The sequence below is a fragment of the Streptomyces sp. P9(2023) genome, from assembly GCF_032436795.1.
Classification (GTDB): domain Bacteria; phylum Actinomycetota; class Actinomycetes; order Streptomycetales; family Streptomycetaceae; genus Streptomyces.
In genome coordinates this window covers 1-21,012 of the sequence record NZ_JAUPWM010000037.1, presented here as the reverse complement: position 1 = coordinate 21,012, position 21,012 = coordinate 1, and the positions used below count along the sequence as shown (strand labels likewise).

Annotated in this window: 17 protein-coding genes and 1 tRNA gene; 11 read left to right on the top strand and 7 right to left on the bottom strand. The window is 71.6% G+C overall.

Translation table 11 applies throughout. The features are described from left to right. The first annotated feature begins 86 nt into the window (after window positions 1-86). Together Q5762_RS30595 and Q5762_RS30590 are read left to right on the top strand one after the other, a co-directional pair. Window positions 87-1,955 (top strand): MFS transporter, encoded by a 1,869-nt coding sequence (locus Q5762_RS30595; protein WP_399495304.1) that lies wholly within the window; start codon window positions 87-89, stop codon window positions 1,953-1,955. Between the two features lie 100 nt (window positions 1,956-2,055). Beyond that, window positions 2,056-2,457 carry a hypothetical protein gene (locus Q5762_RS30590; RefSeq protein ID WP_315895524.1) on the top strand — a complete coding sequence of 134 codons (402 nt, stop codon included), beginning with the start codon at window positions 2,056-2,058 and terminating at the stop codon, window positions 2,455-2,457. A gap of 45 nt (window positions 2,458-2,502) precedes the next feature. Here the strand turns inward: Q5762_RS30590 and Q5762_RS30585 are convergent, their stop codons facing one another. Both Q5762_RS30585 and Q5762_RS30580 read right to left on the bottom strand, forming a co-directional pair. Then, a complete protein-coding gene (locus Q5762_RS30585) occupies window positions 2,503-4,668 on the bottom strand; it encodes a hypothetical protein (RefSeq protein ID WP_315895523.1) in 2,166 nt (721 codons plus the stop codon). A gap of 210 nt (window positions 4,669-4,878) precedes the next feature. Then, window positions 4,879-4,951: transfer RNA gene (locus Q5762_RS30580), tRNA-Arg, on the bottom strand. Window positions 4,952-5,064: 113 nt separating this feature from the next. Between Q5762_RS30580 and Q5762_RS30575 the strand changes: the two genes are divergently transcribed. Next, window positions 5,065-6,699: a class I adenylate-forming enzyme family protein gene (locus Q5762_RS30575; protein WP_315895522.1), complete on the top strand. Its 1,635-nt coding sequence runs from the start codon at window positions 5,065-5,067 to the stop codon at window positions 6,697-6,699. On the opposite strand, the gene Q5762_RS30570 is transcribed toward Q5762_RS30575, so the two are convergent. Further along, window positions 6,672-7,946, bottom strand: a complete 1,275-nt coding sequence (locus Q5762_RS30570) for a M6 family metalloprotease domain-containing protein (protein WP_315895521.1) — start codon at window positions 7,944-7,946, stop codon at window positions 6,672-6,674. The genes Q5762_RS30575 and Q5762_RS30570 overlap by 28 nt on opposite strands. Before the next feature lie 263 nt (window positions 7,947-8,209). Here Q5762_RS30570 and Q5762_RS30565 point away from each other — a divergent pair, with 263 nt between their 5' ends. Together Q5762_RS30565 and Q5762_RS30560 are read left to right on the top strand one after the other, a co-directional pair. Next, window positions 8,210-8,884 (top strand): TetR/AcrR family transcriptional regulator, encoded by a 675-nt coding sequence (locus Q5762_RS30565; RefSeq protein ID WP_315895520.1) that lies wholly within the window; start codon window positions 8,210-8,212, stop codon window positions 8,882-8,884. Window positions 8,885-9,005: 121 nt separating this feature from the next. Beyond that, window positions 9,006-10,517, top strand: a complete 1,512-nt coding sequence (locus tag Q5762_RS30560; RefSeq protein ID WP_315895519.1) for an MFS transporter — start codon at window positions 9,006-9,008, stop codon at window positions 10,515-10,517. Window positions 10,518-10,550: 33 nt separating this feature from the next. Here the strand turns inward: Q5762_RS30560 and Q5762_RS30555 are convergent, their stop codons facing one another. After that, window positions 10,551-11,054: a MarR family transcriptional regulator gene (locus Q5762_RS30555; RefSeq protein ID WP_315895518.1), complete on the bottom strand. Its 504-nt coding sequence runs from the start codon at window positions 11,052-11,054 to the stop codon at window positions 10,551-10,553. 116 nt (window positions 11,055-11,170) lie between these two features. On the opposite strand from Q5762_RS30555, the gene Q5762_RS30550 reads away from it, so the two are divergent. Then, complete coding sequence (locus Q5762_RS30550; RefSeq protein WP_315895517.1) at window positions 11,171-11,959, top strand: class III extradiol ring-cleavage dioxygenase; 789 nt, start codon at window positions 11,171-11,173, stop codon at window positions 11,957-11,959. Between the two features lie 68 nt (window positions 11,960-12,027). On the opposite strand, the gene Q5762_RS30545 is transcribed toward Q5762_RS30550, so the two are convergent. Together Q5762_RS30545 and Q5762_RS30540 are read right to left on the bottom strand one after the other, a co-directional pair. Further along, entirely contained in the window at window positions 12,028-13,080 is a 1,053-nt protein-coding gene (locus Q5762_RS30545) for a questin oxidase family protein (protein WP_315895516.1), read from the bottom strand. Window positions 13,081-13,128: 48 nt separating this feature from the next. After that, window positions 13,129-13,668, bottom strand: coding sequence for a GNAT family N-acetyltransferase (locus Q5762_RS30540; RefSeq protein WP_315895515.1), 540 nt, complete (start codon window positions 13,666-13,668; stop codon window positions 13,129-13,131). A 147-nt stretch (window positions 13,669-13,815) separates the two neighbouring features. Between Q5762_RS30540 and Q5762_RS30535 the strand changes: the two genes are divergently transcribed. Beyond that, entirely contained in the window at window positions 13,816-14,829 is a 1,014-nt protein-coding gene (locus tag Q5762_RS30535) for a sigma-70 family RNA polymerase sigma factor (RefSeq protein ID WP_315895514.1), read from the top strand. A 76-nt stretch (window positions 14,830-14,905) separates the two neighbouring features. On the opposite strand, the gene Q5762_RS30530 is transcribed toward Q5762_RS30535, so the two are convergent. Continuing rightward, a complete protein-coding gene (locus Q5762_RS30530) occupies window positions 14,906-15,862 on the bottom strand; it encodes a YafY family protein (protein WP_315895513.1) in 957 nt (318 codons plus the stop codon). A 63-nt stretch (window positions 15,863-15,925) separates the two neighbouring features. Between Q5762_RS30530 and Q5762_RS30525 the strand changes: the two genes are divergently transcribed. From Q5762_RS30525 to Q5762_RS30510, 4 genes are all read left to right on the top strand, one after another. Continuing rightward, window positions 15,926-17,482: an MFS transporter gene (locus Q5762_RS30525; protein WP_315895512.1), complete on the top strand. Its 1,557-nt coding sequence runs from the start codon at window positions 15,926-15,928 to the stop codon at window positions 17,480-17,482. A 186-nt stretch (window positions 17,483-17,668) separates the two neighbouring features. Further along, window positions 17,669-18,430 (top strand): DeoR/GlpR family DNA-binding transcription regulator, encoded by a 762-nt coding sequence (locus tag Q5762_RS30520; RefSeq protein WP_315895568.1) that lies wholly within the window; start codon window positions 17,669-17,671, stop codon window positions 18,428-18,430. Further along, window positions 18,427-19,380: a 1-phosphofructokinase gene (gene pfkB, locus Q5762_RS30515; RefSeq protein ID WP_315895511.1), complete on the top strand. Its 954-nt coding sequence runs from the start codon at window positions 18,427-18,429 to the stop codon at window positions 19,378-19,380. Before Q5762_RS30520 ends, pfkB begins: the two co-directional genes overlap by 4 nt. Continuing rightward, the coding region (locus Q5762_RS30510; protein WP_315895510.1) for a fructose-specific PTS transporter subunit EIIC at window positions 19,377-21,012 on the top strand (1,636 nt) is incomplete at its 3' end. The genes pfkB and Q5762_RS30510, both read left to right, overlap by 4 nt.

Below are 21,012 nucleotides of genomic sequence, written 5' to 3'. Positions count from 1 at the left end.
CTCGGAGGGGCGCCCGGCTGTTAGCGTTCCGGGGATCGAGACATGGGCGAAAGGCAGTTCGGGAGCAGTACGGGAGGGGGACGCGAGTGACCACCGCCGAGCCGACACGCGCCGCGGAGGGCGCGCAGCCCCTTTCCGCGCCCCCCTCTTCTCCCCCTTCTTCTCCCCCCTCTTCGCCTTCGCGAATAGACCTACCGACGCCGAGGCAGCCGGCGGAGCCGTCCCCGGACTGCCGCCCTCGACGCCGCCGGCGCCGCTACCCCGTCATGATCGCGACGGGCGTGGCGGCGCTCACCCACGTTCTCTGGGTCTTCCTGTTCGCGAACAGCGGCGGGGACATCGCGGCGCAGGACGCGTGGGCGGAGTTCGTGGGCCGGCACCCGGACTCGGCGTACAACCTCGCCTGGTACGGGGGGATGCACCCGGTCTCGTACAGCGTCGTCTCGCCGTACGTGATGTCGGTGCTCGGCGTCCGTACGACGATGATGATCGCGGGCACGCTGTCGGCGGGTCTGACGGCGCTGATCCTGGTGCGGGTGCGGGCGGTGCGCAATCCGCTGGCGTGCGCGCTGGCGGGGGTGTTCGCGTTCCTGTGCAACGCGCTGTCGGGGCGGGTGACGTTCGGGCTCGGCATGATGTTCGCGCTGGGCGCGGTCGCGGCGGTGTTCTGCTGGCCGCACCGCTGGCGCCGTAAGCGCTGGGCGAAGGCGGCGGTGGCGGCGCCGCTCGCGGGCATCGCGACGGCGTGCAGCCCGGTGGCGGGCCTGTTCCTGGGGGTGGCGGCGGCGGCGCTGTTCCTGAACCGCCGACGCCCGGGCGCGTACGCACTGGGCCTGGCCCCGGTACTGGTGGTAGCCCTCTCCTCCTGGCTCTTCCCCTTCTCGGGCACGCAGCCGATGTCGTGGGCGTCGACGGCGTTGCCGTTCCTCTTCGGGGTGCTGTGCTTCGCGCTCGTACCGCGCGAGTGGCGCACGGTCCGTACGGGCGCGGCGGTGTACGCGGCGGGCACGCTGCTGACCTGGCTGATCGACTCTCAGATCGGCTCGAACGTCTCGCGGCTGGTGATGCTCTTCGCGGGTGTCGTCCTGCTGGCGGCCCTCCCGTACACGGCTCCGCGCTCGCGCAAGTGGTACGCGATCGTGCTGGCTTTCGCGGGGCTGAACTTCTGGATCGGTTTCAAGGGCGTCGACGACGTGATCCGTACGGCTCCGGACGCGTCGTGGGCGCGTGAGGTCGCGCCGCTGATCAACCAGTTGCAGGTGCGGGGGGCGGAGAAGGCGCGGGTGGAGGTCGTCCCGGCGTCGAGCCACCGCGAGTCGTCGGCGCTGAGCCCGTACATCAACCTGGCGCGGGGCTGGAACCGGCAGGCGGACATGGAGCGGAACCCGCTCTTCTACGACGACACCCTGAACGCCACGAACTACCAGGACTGGCTGGACCGCTGGGCGGTGCACTACGTGGTGCTGCCGACGGGGGCACCGGACTCGGGCGCGGAGCTGGAGGCGGAGCTGGTCGGGGACGGGCTGCCGTACCTGAACCAGGTCTGGTCGGACGCGAACTGGCGCCTGTACGAGGTCCAGGACCCGACCCCGCTGGCGGACCCGCCGGCGGAGGTGCGCCGGGCGGGCGCGGACGAGGTCGTGATCGAGGTCGGCGCCCCGGGCCGGGTCCTGATCCGCGTCCCGTACTCGCCCTGGCTGGCCCTCGTCGACGAGAACGGCGGCAAGATCGAGCCGCCGGAGGAGACGGAGGCGTCGAAGAAGGCGAGGGAGACGTCACCGGAGGAGCTGGAGAAGGTCTTCGTGAACGAGTCCGGCTGCCTCCTGAAGACGGAGGCGGACGCGGACGGCGACGAATGGACCGAACTCCTGGCCCCGAAGGCCGGCACCTACCGCTTGTCGGCCCCGTACAAGTTCTTCCCGAGGGGCACGGCGTGCCCGGAGGAACTGCGCTGAGGCGTAGGCGCCGGGTCGGGTGGGGCGGTGAGGCAGTACTCGGGTGCGGCTGAGTACCTGCGCTCTGGGCGCCCATGAGGCGAGCCGGAACGCTTGGGCCATGCGACAGCGACTTCTGAAACTCGATCCCCAGCTGTGGGCGATCCCCGTGCTGGCTCTGCTGACGATGGCGGTGTGGGCTGCCTGGCTGGGCTGGGACCAGCATCGTGACGTGCAGCCTGATGGTTCCGAGACCGGCCCCTACGAGGCGTGGCAGGTGATCGGGCTGGTGTCGACTCTGCTGGCACCGGTCTACTGGTCGGCGTCCCGGCGCTACATCGCGGGCGCCGTGCTCGGGACCACCGCCGGTCTGACCGTTGCCGCCTTCTACGACTGGTCGGACGACGCCAGCGGCCTCTTCATGATCGGCGTGTTGACGGTCATGGTGGGAAGCCTCATCGTGACTGCCGGCTTCTCCTCCGTGATCGCCTCTGCGACACGAAAAGGCCCCCTCTCGCCTTAGGGCGGGAGGGGCGGCCGTCGCCATTCCCCCTTCGAGGGCCAGGGATCAGAGGAAGGTCCTGAAGCGGGTGGAGTCGCTGCGCAGGGGCAGCGGGTGGGCCGTTTCGAAGGGGCGGGTCGTGCTGTCGCGGCCGGAGTAGAGCGCGGAGCCCGAGGGGCCGATGGCGTAGATGTCGGCCACGCCCCTGCCGTTCGTGCCCGCCGGGAAGATGTGGGTGTACTTCTGCCAGCCGCCGCCGACCTCGCGGCGGGCGGTGAAGGTGCCGTCGCCCCTGCCCAGGTAGAGCCACAGGGTGCCGGAGGTGTCGCGGGCGAGGAGGTCGCCGCCGGAGGCGCCCGCGATGTTGCCCGGGGCGGTGAGGAGGTTGTATGCGCCCCAGCCGCTGCCGATCTTCGTGCGGGTCTTGAAGGGGGCCGTGGCGTTGCCGGTGGAGGCGTAGAACCACAGCACGCCGGCCTTGTCGGTGGCGAGGAGGTCGCCCCGGTCGTCGCCGTTCAGGTCGGACCCGCCGGTGATCTTGTCGTAGATGTTCCAGCCGCCGCCGATCTTCGTCCGGGGCAGGAGCTTCTGCCTGTCGCTCTGGTGGAGCCACAGCACACCGTCGCGGTCCCGGCCGACGACGTCGTCCGAGGCCGAACCCGCCAGGTTTCCGGGGGAGGCCATCAGCGTGTACGTGTTCCAGCCGGTGCCCAGCACGTCCGGCTTCGGGTCGCGGACGACCGGCGGGCAGCCCTCTTCATGGCAGTCGGGGCTGTTGCCCATGGCGCCCAGCTGGCTGATGTCGTACGCGGAGAGGTTGCCCGAGCTGTCGCGGACGAGCGCGTCCGGGCGGGCGTTGTCGTTGAAGTCGCGCGGCGCGGTGCCACGGTCCACCGTGGTCGTACCGGTCTTCACGGCGGCGGGGCCGACCCCGGACGGCGGGTTGGCGGTCATCTTCCAGGTGTACGCGCCGTTGTAGGCGCCGGTCACCTGGTCGAGGTAGCCGTCCCAGCGGATGAAGGTGTCGTAGTAGCTCCAGAGCGACACCTTGCGGCCGGTGGCCACGTGGGTCAGCTCCAGCGAGACGCCCAGGTCACCCTGGTTGGTCTCCCAGGTCACGTTCTCGTCGGTGCCGTAGAAGTGGTACACGCTCGGAACGTTCACCCGCTCCAGGACCATTTCCAGGGGGCGCTGCCCGTCCCCGATCATGGTGGCCACCGGGGTGCCGCTCGCGTCGAGCGAGACGCGGAAGAGGCCTTCGCCTTGCGCGAAGGTGCCGCCGAACACCAGGAGCGTGCCGTCGCCGACCTCGACCACGCGACTCGCGAGGTCGAGGAGTGGGACCTTCCGGCCGTCCTTCAGCGACTTGAGGACGATCGGCTTGTTCGGGTACGTGACCCCGTCGACGACGACCTTGTCGCCGCCCGTGATCGCCAGCCAGTCGCCGCCCAGGGCGATCTTCGCCCGGTAGGGGAGGGTCTCGGCCTGCTTGGTCTTCCGGTCCACGATCCTGGTCTGGCCGTACACCGGCTCCCAGAGCACGCGGTCGGGCGTGACCTGCGCGAAGTCGCTGTAGCTGCCGAGGTCGTACGTCTCGACGTTGGCGGCCGTGGCCACGTCGACCAGGGCGAGAGGGAAGCCGCTGTCCGGCGTCGAGGTCAGCACGGCGACCGTGCCGGGCGTGGAGCCGTAGAACTTCCAGGGGACTCCGGCCGGCATCCCGGTCACCTTGCGGTCGACGACCTCGCCACCGGGCGCCCGGCTGACGAGGTGGAGCTCTTTGGTTGCCGTGTCGACCATCACGAGCGTCGAGCCGTTGACCTCGCGCAGCTCGTAGGGGACGTCGATGACGACCGGGTCGCCGCCCCCGGCCATGTCGTGGACCGTGTGGCGGGTTCCTTCGCTCGCCACGACGACGTCGGCTCCGGCGGCGCCCCGGTAGGTGACCGCGGCGCTCTTCGGGAACGTGGTGCCGGAGCCGTCCGCGTACCGCGTCCAGACGACGTCGTCCGTCCGGAACGCGAGGAACCCGCTGGGCCCGGCGGTCGCGACGGCGCCGGTGGGGAACGGGAAGACCGCGCCGCTCTGCCGCGCGACCGCGGCCGCACCGGCGGGTGCCGCCGTCGCGGCGCCGGCCGGGCCGACGAGCGTGCCGGCGGTCGTGACGGCCAGGACGACGGCGACACCGACGGTCAGCCGGAACCGGGGGGCGCGGGCGCGGGCGCGTGACATGGAGTGGGGCCTCCTCGGAGAACTACGTGCGGACGCGGCGGAGAACGCCACACCCACAAGACCCGCGAGAAGACCGGACGGTTGTACGCCGATGCTGACGGGGGTTCACCTGCTGTTCACCGCGGGCCGCCACCCTCACCGCCCCATCCTTCGGACCCGGGCGGATGCCAAAGGCCCCCTGCCAAGATCGGCAGGGGGCCTTTCCTTTTGTGCCCCCGGCAGGATTCGAACCTGCGACACCCGCTTTAGGAGAGCGGTGCTCTATCCCCTGAGCTACGAAGGCCTGGTACGGGCGCCAGTGTAGCGGGTGGGGGGAGCGGGGTTCGGGGTTGACGGGGTGGGTGGGGGCGCATAGCGTCCGGGCTGGGTGAGCGGGCGCTTAGGAGGGTGGTCGGCGTGGGTGGTTTCGGCGAGCGGCTGGCCGGGGTCGGGGCGCCCTTCGCCGTCGACGGGGGCGTGTACGTCGAGGGGCCCCGGACTCTGCGGGAGTTCGTCGAGGCCACCTGGGCGTACGGGGACCGGCCGTTTCTCGTGGCCGAGGACGACGTGCTGAGCTATCGGGAGTTCTTCGACGCCGCCTGTGGGCTCGCCAGGACCCTCGTCGGGCAGTACGGCCTCCGGCCCGGAGACCGGGCCGTCATCGCCATGCGCAATCATCCCGAGTGGCAGATCGCCTTCTGGGCCGCCCAGCTCGCCGGCCTCGTCGCCGTGCCCCTCAACGCCTGGTGGACCGAGGAGGAGTGCGCGTACGCCCTCGACGACTGCACCCCCCGCATTCTGCTTGTCGACGGGGAGCGGAAGGAGCGGCTCGGCAAGTGGGCCGCCGCTCGGCGCGTGCCCGGCATTGTTTTCCGGGGGGAGGGCGGAGAGGGGTTCCAGGCGTACGTGCGCGACACCGACTCCCTCCTCGGGCCCCCGCCCGTCGACGTCCTGCCCGAGCACGACGCCACGATCATCTACACCTCCGGCACCACCGGCCGCCCCAAGGGTGCCGTCGCCACCCACCTCGCCCATGCCGGCGCCGCCATGAACCCGCGGTACTACGCCGCCGCCTCCGCCCTCGGTCGCGGCACCGTCCCCGGTCTTGGCCCCGCGCCCGTCTCGCTCACCACGTTCCCCTTCTTCCACGTCGCCGCCTTCACCTCCTTCTACTCCGTCATGGCCGCCGGCGGCACCCTCGTCCTCATGCGCAAGTGGGATGCCCGGCGGGCCCTTGAGCTCATTCGGATCCATCGCGTCAGCCATTACGCCGGGGTGCCCACCACCGCCCTTCAGTTGGTTGAGCTCGCGCTCGACCTTCGTGATCCGCTCTCCTCCCTCACCATGCTCAACACCGGTGGCGCCGCCGCCCCGCCCGAGCTCGTCTCCCGGCTCACCGCCGCCTACGGCGAGCGCATCGAGCCCCGTAACGGCTACGGCCTCACCGAGACCTGCGGCGGTGTCTTCGCCAACTTCGGCGCCGACTACCGCGCCCATCCGCACAGCGTCGGCCGGCCCACCCCCGCCACCGAGGTCCGCGTCGACCGGCCCGACGCCGACGGGGTCGGGGAGCTGCTGCTGCGCGGGCAGTCCCTCGTCCGCGGGTACTGGGGCGACGAGGCCGCCACCCGGGCCGCCTTCACCGACGACGGGTGGTTCAGGACCGGCGACCTCGCCCACCTCCGCGACGGGCGGGTCACCATCGTCGACCGGCTCAAGGACATGGTCATCCGCGGCGGCGAGAACGTGTACTGCGTGGAGGTCGAGGCCGTCCTCCACGACCACCCCGACGTCCTCGACGCCGCCGTCATCGGCGTCCCGCACCCCACCCTCGGCGAGGAGGTCGCCGCCGTCGTGCGCCTCAGGGAAGGGGCCCGGCTCGACCCGGAGCAGATCCAGGACCACGTGCGCGCTCGGCTCGCCGCCTTCAAGGTGCCTGCCCATGTCCTGCTGCAGACCGCCGATCTGCCTCGGAACGCCGTCGGCAAGGTCCTCAAGACGGAGCTGCGCGATCAGCTGAGCGATCAGCTGCGGGTGATCCGTACGCGGTAGGCGCCCTCCGCGCCCTCCTCCAGGACCGTGATCCGGATGCCGTTCGTCCGGTCCGTGAACGTCTCGCCCGGCCGGTACGGCGCGTCCGACAGCTCCGCGTGGACGTTCGGGCGGCGCGTGCAGCCGCCGCTGTCCTTGTCGCTGTCCGAGACCGTCACCGGGCCGTGCCCCGTGTCCACGTCCGACTCGACCCGGTAGATCAGGACGCCCGGCTCGCAGACCGCCTCGTCGTTGCCCTCCCGGGTGCGGACCTCCACCGCGTATCCCGACCTCTCCGAGAGCGGTACGAAGGCCAGCTTCGGGCCGCCCGCCGTCGCCAGCGGGGTCAGCGTGTAGTCGTGCGCCCCGGGCTTGGACGCGCAGCCGACCTGGCTGTTGTCGAGCCAGCCCAGCTTCCACTTGTGCCAGCCGAGCAGGTCGTTGTTGGCCCCCCAGTCCTCGGACATGATGTCCCAGTGCCCGACCGTGCCCCCGCCGTCCACGGTGTAGAGGTCGGGCAGGCCGAAGACATGGCCGTTCTCGTGCGGCAGGACGCGGTAGCCGGTCTCGTCGTACGTCCCCGAGCCGTCGTCCTGGCGGCTGTAGACGAAGGACGTGTTCGAGAGCGGGACGCCGTCCGCGTACGGCGCCTCGTCGTTCCCGGAGAAGGTGACGGAGAGGACGGTGTCCAGGGCCGAGGGCCCGGCGTTCGGCGTGATCAGTACGTTGACCAGGTCGTACCCGCTGAAGTCCACCTTCGGGTCGGCGGTCTTCACGATGTCCTCGACGAGACCGCGGTAGCCCGGTTCGTACGGTGAGCCGCGCTCTATCCCGTACGAGGAGAACGGCCGCGGCATCCGCAGCCAGTCGGGTATCGGGGCCTCCGGGGCGTAGTGCAGGCGCCCGTACGAGCTGGTGCTGAACCACTCGGAGGTCTTCGGGAAGAACTCGCCGTACCGGTCGAGCGCCGTGCCCTCCCCCTCGGCGTCGGGGAAGTCGACCATCAGGTTGAGGGCCCTGATCCGGCCCGTCGAGCGGGCGTACCCGGGGGCCGAGGGCATCCCCTCCGACATCTGCACACCCATCGTCGTCGCGATCCTGCACGCACTGAGCGCCGTGGCGTCCTCCGGCGCGGCGGCCACCGGGCCTGCCGAGGCCGGGGCGGGGCCGGGGAGCGAGGTGCTGGCGGAGGCGAGGGCGGCGAGCGTGAGGGCCGCCGCCGCGGCGAGGACGACGGGTCTGCGTATGCGCCGGCGGGTCTGCTGCATGCGGTCGCCTCTCTGGTCAGCCTTCGATCGGCCGTCAGGCTTTGATCAGCGCTGCTGTTCGATCAGCCTGTGTCGAGAGCCGCGCGGGCGCGCGTCGGGTGGCCCGATCGTGGGTATTCCGCCCGGTCCGGGAGTATGTGACTCAGGTCACAATCCAGTCGGGAAATAACCGGGGACTCTCTCCCCGTTTACGCCTGTGTTCGAGGAAGTGGGGACCCAGTCCCCGGATCGCCGATCCGATGATCGAAAAGGGAGTCCCTGGCGTGACCGCCGATGCCGACACCGCGCCCGTTCGCCGCGTACCCCGCGCCCGGGCGGACGCCCTGCGCAACCGCGAGCGGATCGTGACCGCGGCCCGTGAGATGTTCGTCGAGTTCGGCCCGCAGGTGCCGCTCGACGAGATCGCGCGCCGCGCGGGGGTCGGCAACGCCACGCTCTACCGCAACTTCCCCGAGCGCAGCGACCTCGTCCACGAGGTCGTCGTCTCCGTCACCTGCCGCACCACGGATCTGGCGCAGGAGGCGGCCGCGGCCGTCGACGCCGGGGAGGCCGACGCCTTCGAGGCGCTGCGCCGCTTCGTCCACGGCGCCGCCGACGAACGCATCGGCGCCCTGTGCCCGGTGCTCGACGGCGCCTTCGACAAGAACCACCCCGCACTGCACGCCGAGCGCGAGCGCTTGGAGGCGGCCGTCCAGGGCCTCGTCGACCGTGCGCACGGCTCGGGCAGGCTCCGCGCCGACGTCGGCGTCGGGGATCTGCTGGTGGCCGTCTCCCAGCTCACCCGCCCGCTCCCGGGCACCGCCTGCCTGAACATGGACCGTTTCGTCCACCGCCATCTGCAGCTGTTCCTGGACGGTCTCGAAGCGCCCGCGCGCTCCGTGCTGCCCGGCTCGGCCGCGACTCTGGAGGATCTGCGGGTCGACTCCGCCAAGTCGTGAGCCCGAGCTGACGGTCTAGTAACTCCTTAATCCCGTAGTCCCGTAAGTCTCTTGACTCCCTTACGGCGCCCCGCACTTACGTCCCGTTTTTCCTTTTATGCACCATGAGGTGGCTCCCCCCATGTCCGAAACAGATCCCCGGCGCTGGAAAGCGCTGGTCTTCATCGCCCTCGCCCAGCTGATGGTCGTGCTCGACGCGACGATCGTGAACATCGCGCTGCCCTCCGCCCAGCAGGACCTGGGGATATCGGACGGCAACCGGCAGTGGGTCATCACGGCCTACGCCCTCGCCTTCGGCGGTCTGCTGCTCTTCGGCGGCCGCATCGCCGACCTGTGGGGCCGTAAGCGCACCTTCGTCGTCGGTCTGATCGGCTTCGCCGCCGCCTCCGCGCTCGGCGGGGCCGCGACCGGCGAGGCCATGATGCTCGGGGCCCGCGCGCTCCAGGGCGCCTTCGGCGCGCTGCTCGCGCCCGCCGCGCTCTCGCTGCTCGCGGTGATGTTCACCGACGGCAAGGAGCGCGCCAAGGCCTTCGGCATCTACGGTGCGATCGCCGGTGGCGGTGGCGCCGTGGGTCTGATCCTCGGCGGATTCCTCACCGAGTACCTGGACTGGCGCTGGACCTTCTTCGTCAACATCCCCTTCGCGATCGTCGCCGCCGCCGGCGCGTACTTCGTGATCCGTGAGCCGGCCGGCGGCCGGAACCGCTCGCCGCTCGACATCCCCGGCGTGATCCTGTCCACGCTCGGCCTGGTCGCGCTGGTCTACGGCTTCACCCGCGCCGAGTCCGAGGGCTGGTCGGACGCCACGACGGTCGGCATGTTCGTCGCCTCGGCCGTGCTGCTCGCCGCCTTCGTCCTCACCGAGGCGAAGGTCAAGTCGCCGCTGCTGCCGCTGCGCGTCCTGACCGACCGCAACCGCGGCGGTGTGTACTTCTCGCTGGGCCTGGCCGTCATCGCGATGTTCGGCCTGTTCCTCTTCCTGACGTACTACCTCCAGGTCGTGAAGGGGTACTCGCCGGTCAAGACGGGCTTCGCGTTCCTCCCGATGATCGTGGGCATGATCATCGGCTCCACCCAGATCGGTACGCGGCTGATGACGCGGGTCCCCCCGCGCTGGCTGATGGGCCCCGGCTTCCTGACCGCCGGCGCCGGCATGCTGCTGCTCACGCAGCTGGAGATCGGCACCTCGTACGCCGGTCTGATCCTGCCCGCGCAGCTGCTGCTCGGCCTCGGCATGGGTACGGCGTTCATGCCGGCCATGTCGCTCGCCACGCACGGCGTCGACCCGCGGGACGCCGGTGTGGCCTCCGCGATGGTCAACACCTCGCAGCAGGTCGGCGGCGCCATCGGTACGGCCCTGCTGAACACGATCGCCGCCTCGGCCACCACCGCGTACATCGCCGACCGCGCGGCCGGCGCGACCAGCGAGGGCGCCCAGAAGCTGCTCCAGCTCCAGGGCATGGTCGAGGGCTACGCGGCGGCCATCTGGTGGGCCGTCGGCATCCTGGTCGTCTCGGCCGCGATCGCCGTGACCTTGATCAACACCGGGAAGCCGGACATGGGTGCGGTCGTCGGCTCCGGTGAGGGCAAGGGCGCCGAGGACGAGGTGAAGATCCCCGTCATCGCGCACTGATTCCTCGTACGCAAGGTCCTGCCCTGGTTCCGCTCAGCGGAGCCAGGGCAGGTCCGCGTTCGGGCCGCTCGGCTGGAGGCCCTCCGCCATCACCTTCATGATCTGGCCGAGCTGCGCCACCTGCTCCGGGCTGAGCCGGTCGAACATGGCCTGCCGTACGGCGTCGACATGGCCGGGCGCCGTCCGCTTCAGCACCTCGAAGCCCTCGTCCGTGAGGTGCGCGAACTGTCCCCGCTTGTCGGAGGGGCAGTCCTGGCGCACCACCCAGCCGTTCTTCTCAAGGCGTGCGACGGCGTGCGAGAGGCGGGAGCGGGTGATCTTGGCGTCCTTGGCGAGCTCGGTCATCCGCAGCCGCCGCCGGGGCGCCTGGGAGAGCTGCACGAGCAGGCCGTAGTAGATGTGCGGCATCCCGGCGTCGCGCTGCAACTGGCGGTCGAGATGGTCCTCAAGGAGGGTGGTGGCGTGGCGGTACGCGCGCCAGACGCACTGTTCCTCGTCGCTCAGCCAGCGAGGGGCGTCTTCGGGTGCGGTGGTCATGGATCCATCGTACGACTCGTCCTTGAAAGTTGAACTATGTGCGCTTAGGCTTGGCCCGTCAGGCAAGCTTGAAACTTCAAGGAACTGATTCCCACTCTCAGGAGGCGGTCGTCGCCATGGACGCCACGCTGGAACGGATGCCCGCCCTCTACCTCTCGCACGGCGCCCCGCCGCTCGCCGACGACCCGGTCTGGCCCGGCGAACTCGCCGCCTGGTCCGCCGGCCTGCCCCGGCCGAAGGCGATCCTGATGGTCTCCGCCCACTGGGAGGAAGCCCCGCTCGCCCTCGGCGCGACCGAGACCATCCCCCTCGTCCACGACTTCTGGGGCTTCCCCGAGCACTACTACCGGGTGCGGTACGACGCCCCGGGCGCGCCCGCGCTGGCCGCCTCGGTCCGCAAGCTGCTGCACGGGCCCGGTACGCCGGTGCAGGACATCCCCGACCGGGGGCTCGACCACGGGGCGTACGTCCCGCTGGTGGAGATGTTCCCGGACGCCGACATCCCCGTACTCCAGGTCTCCCTGCCCACGCTCGACCCGCGGAAGCTGATGGAGATCGGCCGCCGGCTCGCGCCGCTGCGTGACGAGGGCGTGCTGATCGTCGGCAGCGGCTTCTTCACCCACAATCTGGCCGCGCTGCGGCACACCGGGCCGGGGGTGCCGGGCTGGTCGGCGGAGTTCGACGACTGGGGGCGCCACGCGCTGGAGGCGACGGACGTCGACGCCCTCCTGGACTTCGAGCACAAGTCCCCGGCGGGCCGCCTGGCCCACCCGCGTACGGAGCACTTCGCCCCGCTCTTCGTCACCCTCGGCGCGGCGGACGCGGCCGGCGACCTGGCCGGCGGCCGGAGCGTGATCGACGGCTTCTGGATGGGGCTCGCGAAGCGCTCGGTCCAGTTCGGCTGAGCGGGCCTGTCAGAAGGCCGTTTCGGCTGAGCGGGCTGTCGGAGGTCCGTTTCTGCTGAGCGGGCCTGTCAGAAGGCCGGTGGGTTGAGTTCGACGGCGCGTACGGCGGCGGTCAGCGCCCGCGCGTCCGCGACGTCGAGCGCGGTGTCGGCGAACTTGATCGTGTGGTCGTCGCCGTGCGCCGCGGCCCGCTCGAAGACCTCCTCGGCGGTGAGAGCGGTGAGGGCCGTGGCCCCGCGGGCCTCCGCCTCGCGTGGCGTGTAGGCCGCGGTCAAGGCGGCGGAGGCGGCCCAGGCGGCCGCGAGGCTCGCCGGCCAGAGCTCGCGCGGGAGCGCGGGGAGGGCGCGCAGCACGGCATTGGGCGCCGTCGCCGCGTGGACCAGCATGATCGGCTCGCCGTGGCCGTGCGTCGCGTAGCGGTGGGTCGCGGCCGTGACCAGCTCGGTGAGCAGCGTGTGTGCCGTGTCGGGATCGGCGGTGGCGCCCCAGTGCGGGAACGCGGTCAGCTGCGGCAGCCGGTCGCGGACCCCGCCGTCCTGGCGGGGGACGGGCGGTACGGCGTCGAGGGCGGCCGCCGCCGTGGGGGCCGGGGCGAGCGGGGCGATCTCGGGCAGCGGCTGGACGCGGGCGGCCCAGTATCCGAGCGCGTGGGCCAGCTCGGTGCGGCGCGGCTCCGTCTCCCGGGTCGTCAGCAGGGTGCGTACGGCGTGACCGGTACGGATCACGGGGTGGGTCGCCCCGCCCGCGATGCCGGGGAGCAGCCGTGGCCACCACACCGCGAGCACCTCGCGCCAGGGCCGCTCGGCGGTCTCCCGCTCGAAGAACCGGGCCCAGTCGGCGATCCGCCTCGGGTCGCCCAGGGCCTCGCGCCAGTTCGCGGCGGTGACGGGGGAGTGGGGCGCCGGCATGTCCTCCAGCTTGCGCCGGTAGTGGTCCAGCCAGCGGTGCGCGGCGGGGGCCTGGCCGTTGCGCACGAGCGCCTCGACGGCCATGGGGGCGTGATTGCTGAGCCAGCCGTTCCGCTCGGGGCCGCTGGCGTGGAGGCGCTGGAGCGCTTCGTCGAGGGTGCCTGAGGTGTCGGGAGAGCTTGAGGCGGAGGTGGGCGTACCGGAGTCGGTCATGACGTGACCGTAGGCGGGGCCGTACCGGCTCCGTAACGGTCGGCGGACCTAGTCCCCGGGGCCGAGACGCTTCTCGTACCAGGCCACGTCCCAGTAGCGGCCGAACTTCCGGCCGACCTCCCCGTACGTGCCGACGTGGTGGAAGCCGAAGCGGGTGTGGAGGCGGATCGAGGGCTCGTTCGGGAGGGCGATGCCGGCGTAGGCGCGGTGGACGTCCTCGGCGGCGAGGGCCTCGAAGAGGCGCTCGTAGAGGAGTGTGCCGATGCCGCGGCCGGCGGCGTCGGGGGCGAGATAGACGCTGACCTCCACGGAGGTGGTGTACGCGGGCTTGGGGCGGAACGCGCTGCTGGTCGCGTACCCGAGAATTCGGCCGTTCTTCCCATTTCGGACATCGTTCGCAACCAGAAGGCGATGCGGGCCGTCTTCAGGGTGGGAGCGGAGCCAGGGATGTCGCTGCTCCGGAGTGAAGGGCTCGGTGTCGAAGGTGATCCCCGTCTCGCGGACGTAGTGGTTGTACAGCTCCGTGAGCGGTGCCAGGTCACCCTCCGTGCCAGGCCTGACCTGCACCTCTGTGCGTGTGGACGCCATCTGACCCCCTCGGTGGCGGCACAGGGTACTGCATGATCGCGAAAATCGATGCGCCCGGTGGGAATTCTGTCCTGATTCCAGTCGTTGTTTCCGTCGGATGCAGGGCACCCGCAAGGGTGTCGCGACCTACTCAGCAAGGGAGCACGCATGGCAACCCGTGCCGTCGCCCGTCGTCAGTCCTCCGCCACCAGCGGTAGCGGAAGCGGCAAGAGCCGGGCCAGCAGCGTTCGCGCCGTGGGCGGGGAGATCGCCGACCGCGACCTGGTCGGCATGTACCTCGACGAGATCGCGCGCACACCCCTGCTCGACGCCGCCAAGGAGGTCGAGCTCTCCCAGACGATCGAGGCGGGCGTGTACGCCCGGCAGATCCTCGACGGTGAGGTGGAGACCGAGGCGGGGGGCGCGTCCCGCGAGGAGCTCGAAGCGCTGTACGAAGCGGGCGAGCGTGCCAAGGACCTCTTCATCAAGTCGAACCTGCGGCTCGTCGTCGCCGTCGCGCGACGCTATCCGCGCAGCGGGCTGCCGCTGCTCGACCTGATCCAGGAAGGGAACGCGGGCCTGGTGCGCGCGGTCGAGAAGTTCGACTACGCGAAGGGCTTCAAGTTCTCGACGTACGCCACGTGGTGGATCCGCCAGGCCATCACGCGGTCCATAGCCGACCAGTCGCGCACGATCCGGCTGCCCGTCCATCTGGTGGAGGAGCTCGGGCGGATCCGTCGTGTGCAGCGCGAGTTCAACCGGGAGCACGGTCGCGAGCCGGAGCCCGCGGAGATCGCGGCCGAGCTGGACTCGAAGCCCGAGCGCGTCGTGGACGTCCTGGACTGGGCCCGTGACCCGGTCTCGCTGAACATGTCGGTGGACGACCAGGGCGAGACGCAGTTCGGCGACCTGCTGGAGGACACGTCGGCGGTGTCGCCCGAGCAGTCGGTGCTGACGCTGCTGCGCAGCGAGGAGCTCGACGACCTGATCGACAAGCTCGACCACCGCACGGCGTCGATCATCCGGATGCGGTACGGCATCGAGGACGGCCGCGAGCGCACGCTGACGGAGGTCGGCAAGGAACACGGCCTGACGCGCGAGCGCATCCGCCAGATCGAGAAGCACGCGCTCCTGGAACTGAAGAAGATGGCCCGCGACACGGGCTTCGACGCGGTGGCCTAGAGCGGCGGTGGCCCAGAGCGGCCGGCGGACCGGACCCAGGGGCTTCGGCCCCTGGGCCCCGCTACCGCTGGCCCCGCTACCGCACCGACGCCGTCAGCCGCGCCCCCAGGTCCTTCGTGTACGTCATCAGGGACGCCGGCGCGTGAATCGTGAAGGGGGCGTCGACCAGGGCAAGCCGGACCGCGAGCCACTCCGTCGAGTCCGCCGTGCGCGTGCGCAGCCGGCAGGTCGTCGGGCCCGTCGGGGTCGGAGCCAGGTGGGACGGGAGGCGGGCGGCCACGAAGTCGGCGGGGGCCTCGAAGGTGACGTCGAGGTCCAGTTCGGTCTGGGCCCGGGCCATCGAGCGGTTCATGAACTCGGCCGCCCCGCCCGCCGGCAGCTCCCTCGGCGTGAACCGCGCCCCCGTCGGGAACGGGTCCGACACCCGGTCCACCCGGAACGTACGCCAGTCCTCGCGCTCGAGGTCGTACGCCACCAGGTACCACCGCCGCCCGGTCGACACCAGCCGGTACGGCTCGACCTGGCGACGTGACTCCGTGCCGTCCCCCGCCCGGTACCCGAAGCGCAGCCGCTCCAGTGCCGTCACCGCGCCCGCGAGCGCCGTCAGGGTCGACGGGGCGACCGTCGCGCCGTCCCCGCGCGTCAGCGGGATCGTCGCGTTCTGCAGCGTGGAGACCCGGTGCCGCAGCCGCGACGGCAGCACCTGCTCCAGCTTCGCCAGCGCCCGTACGGACGCCTCCTCCACGCCCTCGATCGCGTGCCCCGCGCCCGCCCGCAGCCCCACCGCGATCGCCACCGCCTCCTCGTCGTCGAGCAGCAGCGGCGGCATGGCCGTACCGGCGACCAGGCGGTACCCGCCCACCGCGCCCTTCGTCGCCTCCACCGGATAGCCGAGCTCCCGCAGCCGGTCGATGTCCCGGCGGATCGTGCGCGCGGAGACCGAGAGCCGCTCGGCGAGCTCGCTGCCCGGCCACTCGCGCGGCGTCTGGAGCAGCGAGAGCAGATTCAGCAGTCGTGCCGGAGTGTCCGTCATGTGTTCCAGCATGCGTCGCATCTAGGACATCCACTGACCTATATCCGCTCTAGGTTTCTTCACATGAGTTCACAAGACGCCGTCACGGAGGCGGCAGCCACGGAGTCGGCAGCCACCGACCGCAGGCGCTGGATAGCCCTCGCCATCGTCATGACCGCCGCCTTCATGGACCTGGTCGACGCCACGATCGTCAACATCGCGATCCCCAGCATCGAGCGGGACCTCGGCGCCTCCTTCGGTGCCATCCAGTGGATCACCGCCGGTTACGCCCTCGCCTTCGCCGCCGGTCTGATCACCGGCGGTCGGCTCGGCGACATCTACGGCCGCAAGCGGCTGTTCCTGCTCGGTACCGCCGGCTTCACCGTCGCCTCCGCGCTCTGCGGCTTCGCCGCGAACCCGGAGATGCTGGTCGCCTCCCGCCTGCTCCAGGGCGCGGCGGCGGCCATGATGGTGCCGCAGGTCCTGTCGATCATCCACGTCACCTTCCCCGCCCACGAGCGCGGCAAGGTCTTCGGCATGTTCGGCGCGATCATCGGCCTCGGTGCGGTCTCCGGACCGCTGCTGGGCGCGCTGCTCACCCAGTGGAACATCGCCGGCCTGGAGTGGCGGCCGATCTTCCTCATCAACCTGCCGGTCGGCATCGCGGGCCTGCTCCTGGGCCGGAAGTTCATCACCGAGTCGAAGGCGCCGAAGGCGCTCCGCCTCGACATCGTCGGCGTGCTGCTCGTGACGCTGGCCCTGCTGATGCTGATCTACCCGCTGACCCGCGGCCGCGAGCTGGACTGGCCGCTCTGGGGCCACCTCTGCATGGCCGGCAGCCTCGTCGTCTTCGCCGCCCTCATCGCGTACGAGAAGTACAAGACGAAGAAGGACGGCTCCCCGCTTCTTGAGCTCTCGCTGTTCAAGGTGAAGAGCTTCGCGGCCGGTATCGCGGTGCAGCTGACCTTCGGCGTCGTGATGGGCATCTTCTTCCTGGTCTGGACGCTGTACATGCAGATCGGGCTCGGCTGGAGCCCGCTGAAGGCGGGTCTGACGGGCGTGCCGTTCTCGATCGCCGTCTCGACGGCGGCGGGCCTGTCGGTGCAGAAGCTCGTCCCGCGCTTCGGCCGCAAGGTGCTCCAGACGGGCGCGCTGACGATGGCCGCGGGCATGGTGCTGTACCTGTGGGAGGCCGGGCGGTACGGCTCCGGCATCGACCCCTGGCAGATGATCCCGCCGCTCGTCGTGATGGGTCTGGGCATGGGCCTGATCGTGGCGCCGCTGACGGACGCGGTCCTCTCGGACGTGCCGCGCGAGCACGCCGGCTCGGCCTCGGGCCTCATCAACACGACCGGGCAGATGGGCAACGCGCTCGGGCTCGGGCTGGTCTCGGTCGTCTTCTTCGGCGTGATCGACGAGGAGCGGATCGCGCAGGCCCCGGCCGAGGTCGGTGCGGCCTTCACGGACGCCTTCCAGAACGCGCTCGGGTGGGCGACGGCGGTGCTCGCCGTGATCTTCCTGGTGATGTTCGCGCTGCCTGCGAAGCCGAAGCAGCACATCGAGGGCGGGGGCGCGGACGACGCGGAGGACGGCGACGACGACCTTCCGACCGTCGAGAAGGAGCCCGTGCTCGCTTCCTGAACGACCCCCGTATCTGCGGGACGAAGGGCCCCGGCCCCCTGGGATGGATGTCCCCGGGGCCGGGGCCCTTCGCCGTATGTCCGTTTCCGTGTCCGGCTTGATGCCCGAATCTGTTTACTTCGCGGAAACGCGGACGTAGCCTGCAGAGAAACCACAGGTTCGGGCATGGAACGGATGCAAAACAACATGTACGCACCCGAGCGACAGCAAGCGATCCTCCGGCTCGCCCGCGAGAGCGGACGCGTCGACGTCCTCTCCCTCGCCGAGGAGTTCCAGGTCACCGCCGAGACCGTACGGCGCGACCTCAAGGCCCTCGACCGGGCCGGACTCGTCCGCCGGGTGCACGGCGGCGCGATACCGGCCGGGCGGCTCGACTTCGAGCCCGACCTCGCCGAGCGCGAGGCGACCGCCGCCGACCAGAAGGACCGGATCGTCCGCGCCGCCCTCGCCGAACTCCCCGAGGAGGGCAGCGTGGTGCTCGACGCGGGCACCACCGTCGCCCGGCTCGCCGCCGGGTTCCCCCTCGAATGCGGGCTGACCGTCGTCACGCACGCCCTGCCCGTCGCCGCCCGGCTCGCCGACCACCCCGGCATCGACCTCCACCTCGTCGGGGGCCGGGTCCGGCACCGTACCCGGGCCGCCGTCGACGCCTGGGCGCTGCGCGCGTACGGCGAGATCCGCGCCGACGTCGCCTTCCTCGGCGCCAACGGCTACTCGCCCGACCACGGGCTCACCACCCCCGACCTCGCCGAGGCCGCCGTCAAGCGGGCCGTGATCGCCTCCGCCCGCCGGGTCGTGCTCCTCGCCGACTCGGCCAAGCACGGGCAGGAGCACTTCGCCCGGTTCGGCGCCCTCACCGACGTCGACCTGCTCATCACCGACAGCGGGCTCAGCCCCGAGGACGCCGCGGCGATCGAGGCCGCGGGAACGGAAGTCGTACGCACATGATCCTCACCGTCACCCCCAACCCCTCCCTCGACCGGACGTACGAGGTGCCGGCCCTGGAGCGCGGCGAGGTGCTGCGGGCCTCCGCCGAGCGGATGGACCCCGGCGGCAAGGGTGTCAACGTCTCCCGGGCCGTCGCCGCCGCCGGCCGCCGGACCGTGGCCGTGGTCCCGCTCGGCGGCGCGCCCGGCGCGCTGGTCGCCCAACTCCTGGCCGACCAGGGGATCGAGGTCGCGCCGGTACCGGTGGCCGGCCACACCCGCTCGAACATCGCGATCGCGGAACCGGACGGCACGCTGACGAAGGTCAACGCGCCGGGCCCGGAGCTCACTTCGGACGAGTCCGAGACGATCCTCGCCACCGTGGGCGCCTACTCCCCGGCAGCGGACTGGATCGCCTGCTGCGGCAGCCTGCCGCGCGGCCTCGGGCCCGAGTGGTACGCCGAACTGGTCACCCGCGCGCACGGCGCGGGCGCCCGGATCGCCCTCGACACCTCGGGCCCCTCCCTGCTCGCGGCCCTCGCGGCCCGGCCGGACGTGGTCAAGCCGAACGCCGAGGAACTGGCCGAGGCGGTCGGCCGCCCCCTGGCGACCGTCGCCGACGCGGTGAAGGCGGCGGAGGAGCTGCGCCAGCGGGGCGCGGGCGCGGTGCTCGCGAGCCTGGGCGCGGACGGCCAGCTCCTCGTCACCGAGGCCGGCACCTGGTTCGGCACGGCGGCGGCCGACACGGTCCGCTCCAACGTGGGCGCGGGCGACGCGTCCCTGGCCGGTTTCCTCGCGGCGGGCGGAGAGGGCCCCGAGGCGCTGGCGGCGGCGGTCGCGCACGGCGCGGCGGCCGTCCAGCTGCCGGGGAGCGAGATGCCCACCCCGGCCGATCTGAACCCGGCGGCGGTCACCGTGACCGCCGACGTACCTCTCGACCGAGTACTCAGCGAGCAAGGGAGCCCGCGATGAGCCAGATGATCACCGCGGACCTGGTCGATCTCGACCTGTCCGCCGGCACGAAGGAAGCGGCGGCCCGTTCGCTCGCGGAGCGCATGGTCGCGCTCGGGCGGGTGACGGACCTGGACGGCTTCCTGGCGGACGTGGCCGCCCGCGAGGCCCAGATGCCGACGGGCCTCGACGGCGGCATCGGCATCCCACACTGCCGAAGCGCCCACGTCACGGCCCCCACCCTCGCCTTCGGCCGCGCCCCCGCGGGCATCGACTTCGGCGCCCCGGACGGCCCGGCAGACCTGATCTTCCTGATCGCGGCCCCGGCGGGCGCCGACGACGCCCACCTCACGATCCTCTCCTCGCTGGCCCGCCAGCTCATGGACGAGGACTTCACGACGGCGCTCAGGTCGGCGGCCTCGGCGACGGAGGCGGCGGCGCTGATCGCGGGGGAGGAGACGGCCGCGGCGGAGGCCGGGGCCGGTCCCGGCGCCGCCACGCCGGCTGACCCGGCTTCGTCGGGCGCGGCCGCAGGCAGCCCTGCGCCCGAGAGGGGTTCCGGCGCCGACTCGGCTCCGCCGGCCGCGGCCTCCGCCGCCCCGGCGGCCGAGCCCGCCGCAGGCGATGGGGGGCTGGGGGGAACCCCCAGTTTCGGGGAGGGGCGGGGTGGGGGAGGCGCACCCTTCCGGATCGTCGCCGTCACCTCGTGCCCCACCGGCATCGCCCACACCTACATGGCAGCCGAATCCCTGGAGAAGGCCGGTGAGGCCGCCGGCGTCGAGGTCGTCGTCGAGACGCAGGGGTCCGCCGGGTTCACCCGGCTCGACCCGGCGGTCGTCGCCGCCGCCGACGGCGTGATCTTCGCGCACGACGTACCCGTACGGGAGAAGGAACGGTTCGCCGGGAAGCCGACCGTCGACGTGGGCGTCAAGGCGGGCATCAACCGGCCCGCCCAGCTCATCTCCGAGGTCCGCGGCAAGGCCGAGCGCGGTGACATCGCCGTACCGGACGCCGGAAAGCCCACCCCCGTCGAGAGCGCCGGCGAGCAGCAAGAGGGCTACGGCACCAAGCTCCGCAAGTGGCTGATGTCCGGCGTCAGTTACATGGTCCCGTTCGTCGCCGCAGGCGGTCTCCTGATCGCCCTCGGCTTCGCCATCGGCGGGTACGACATCGACAAGGCCCCCTCCGTAGCCGAGCACTTCGCCTGGGGCCAGGCCGACAGCTGGGCCGCGCTGATGTTCCAGATCGGCGGGCTCGCGTTCGCCTTCCTGGTTCCGGTCCTCGCCGGCTACATCGCGTACGGGATGGCCGACCGGCCCGGCCTCGTCCCCGGCTTCGTCGGCGGCTCGATCGCCCTCACCATCAACGCGGGCTTCCTCGGCGGTCTGGCCGCCGGTCTGATCGCGGGCGGCACGGTCCTCGCCATCCAGAAGGTGAAGGTGCCCGCCGCTCTGCGGGGCATCATGCCGGTGGTGGTGATTCCCCTGCTCGCGTCGATCGTCGTCGGCTTCCTGATGTTCCTGGTGATCGGCAAACCGATCGCGAGCCTCCAGAACGCCCTCACCGACTGGCTGTCCAGCGTCTCTGATCAGCTAAGCGATCCCATGCGAACCGTAGGGTTCGGTGTGGGTTCTGCCCACCTGGGCGGGGTAG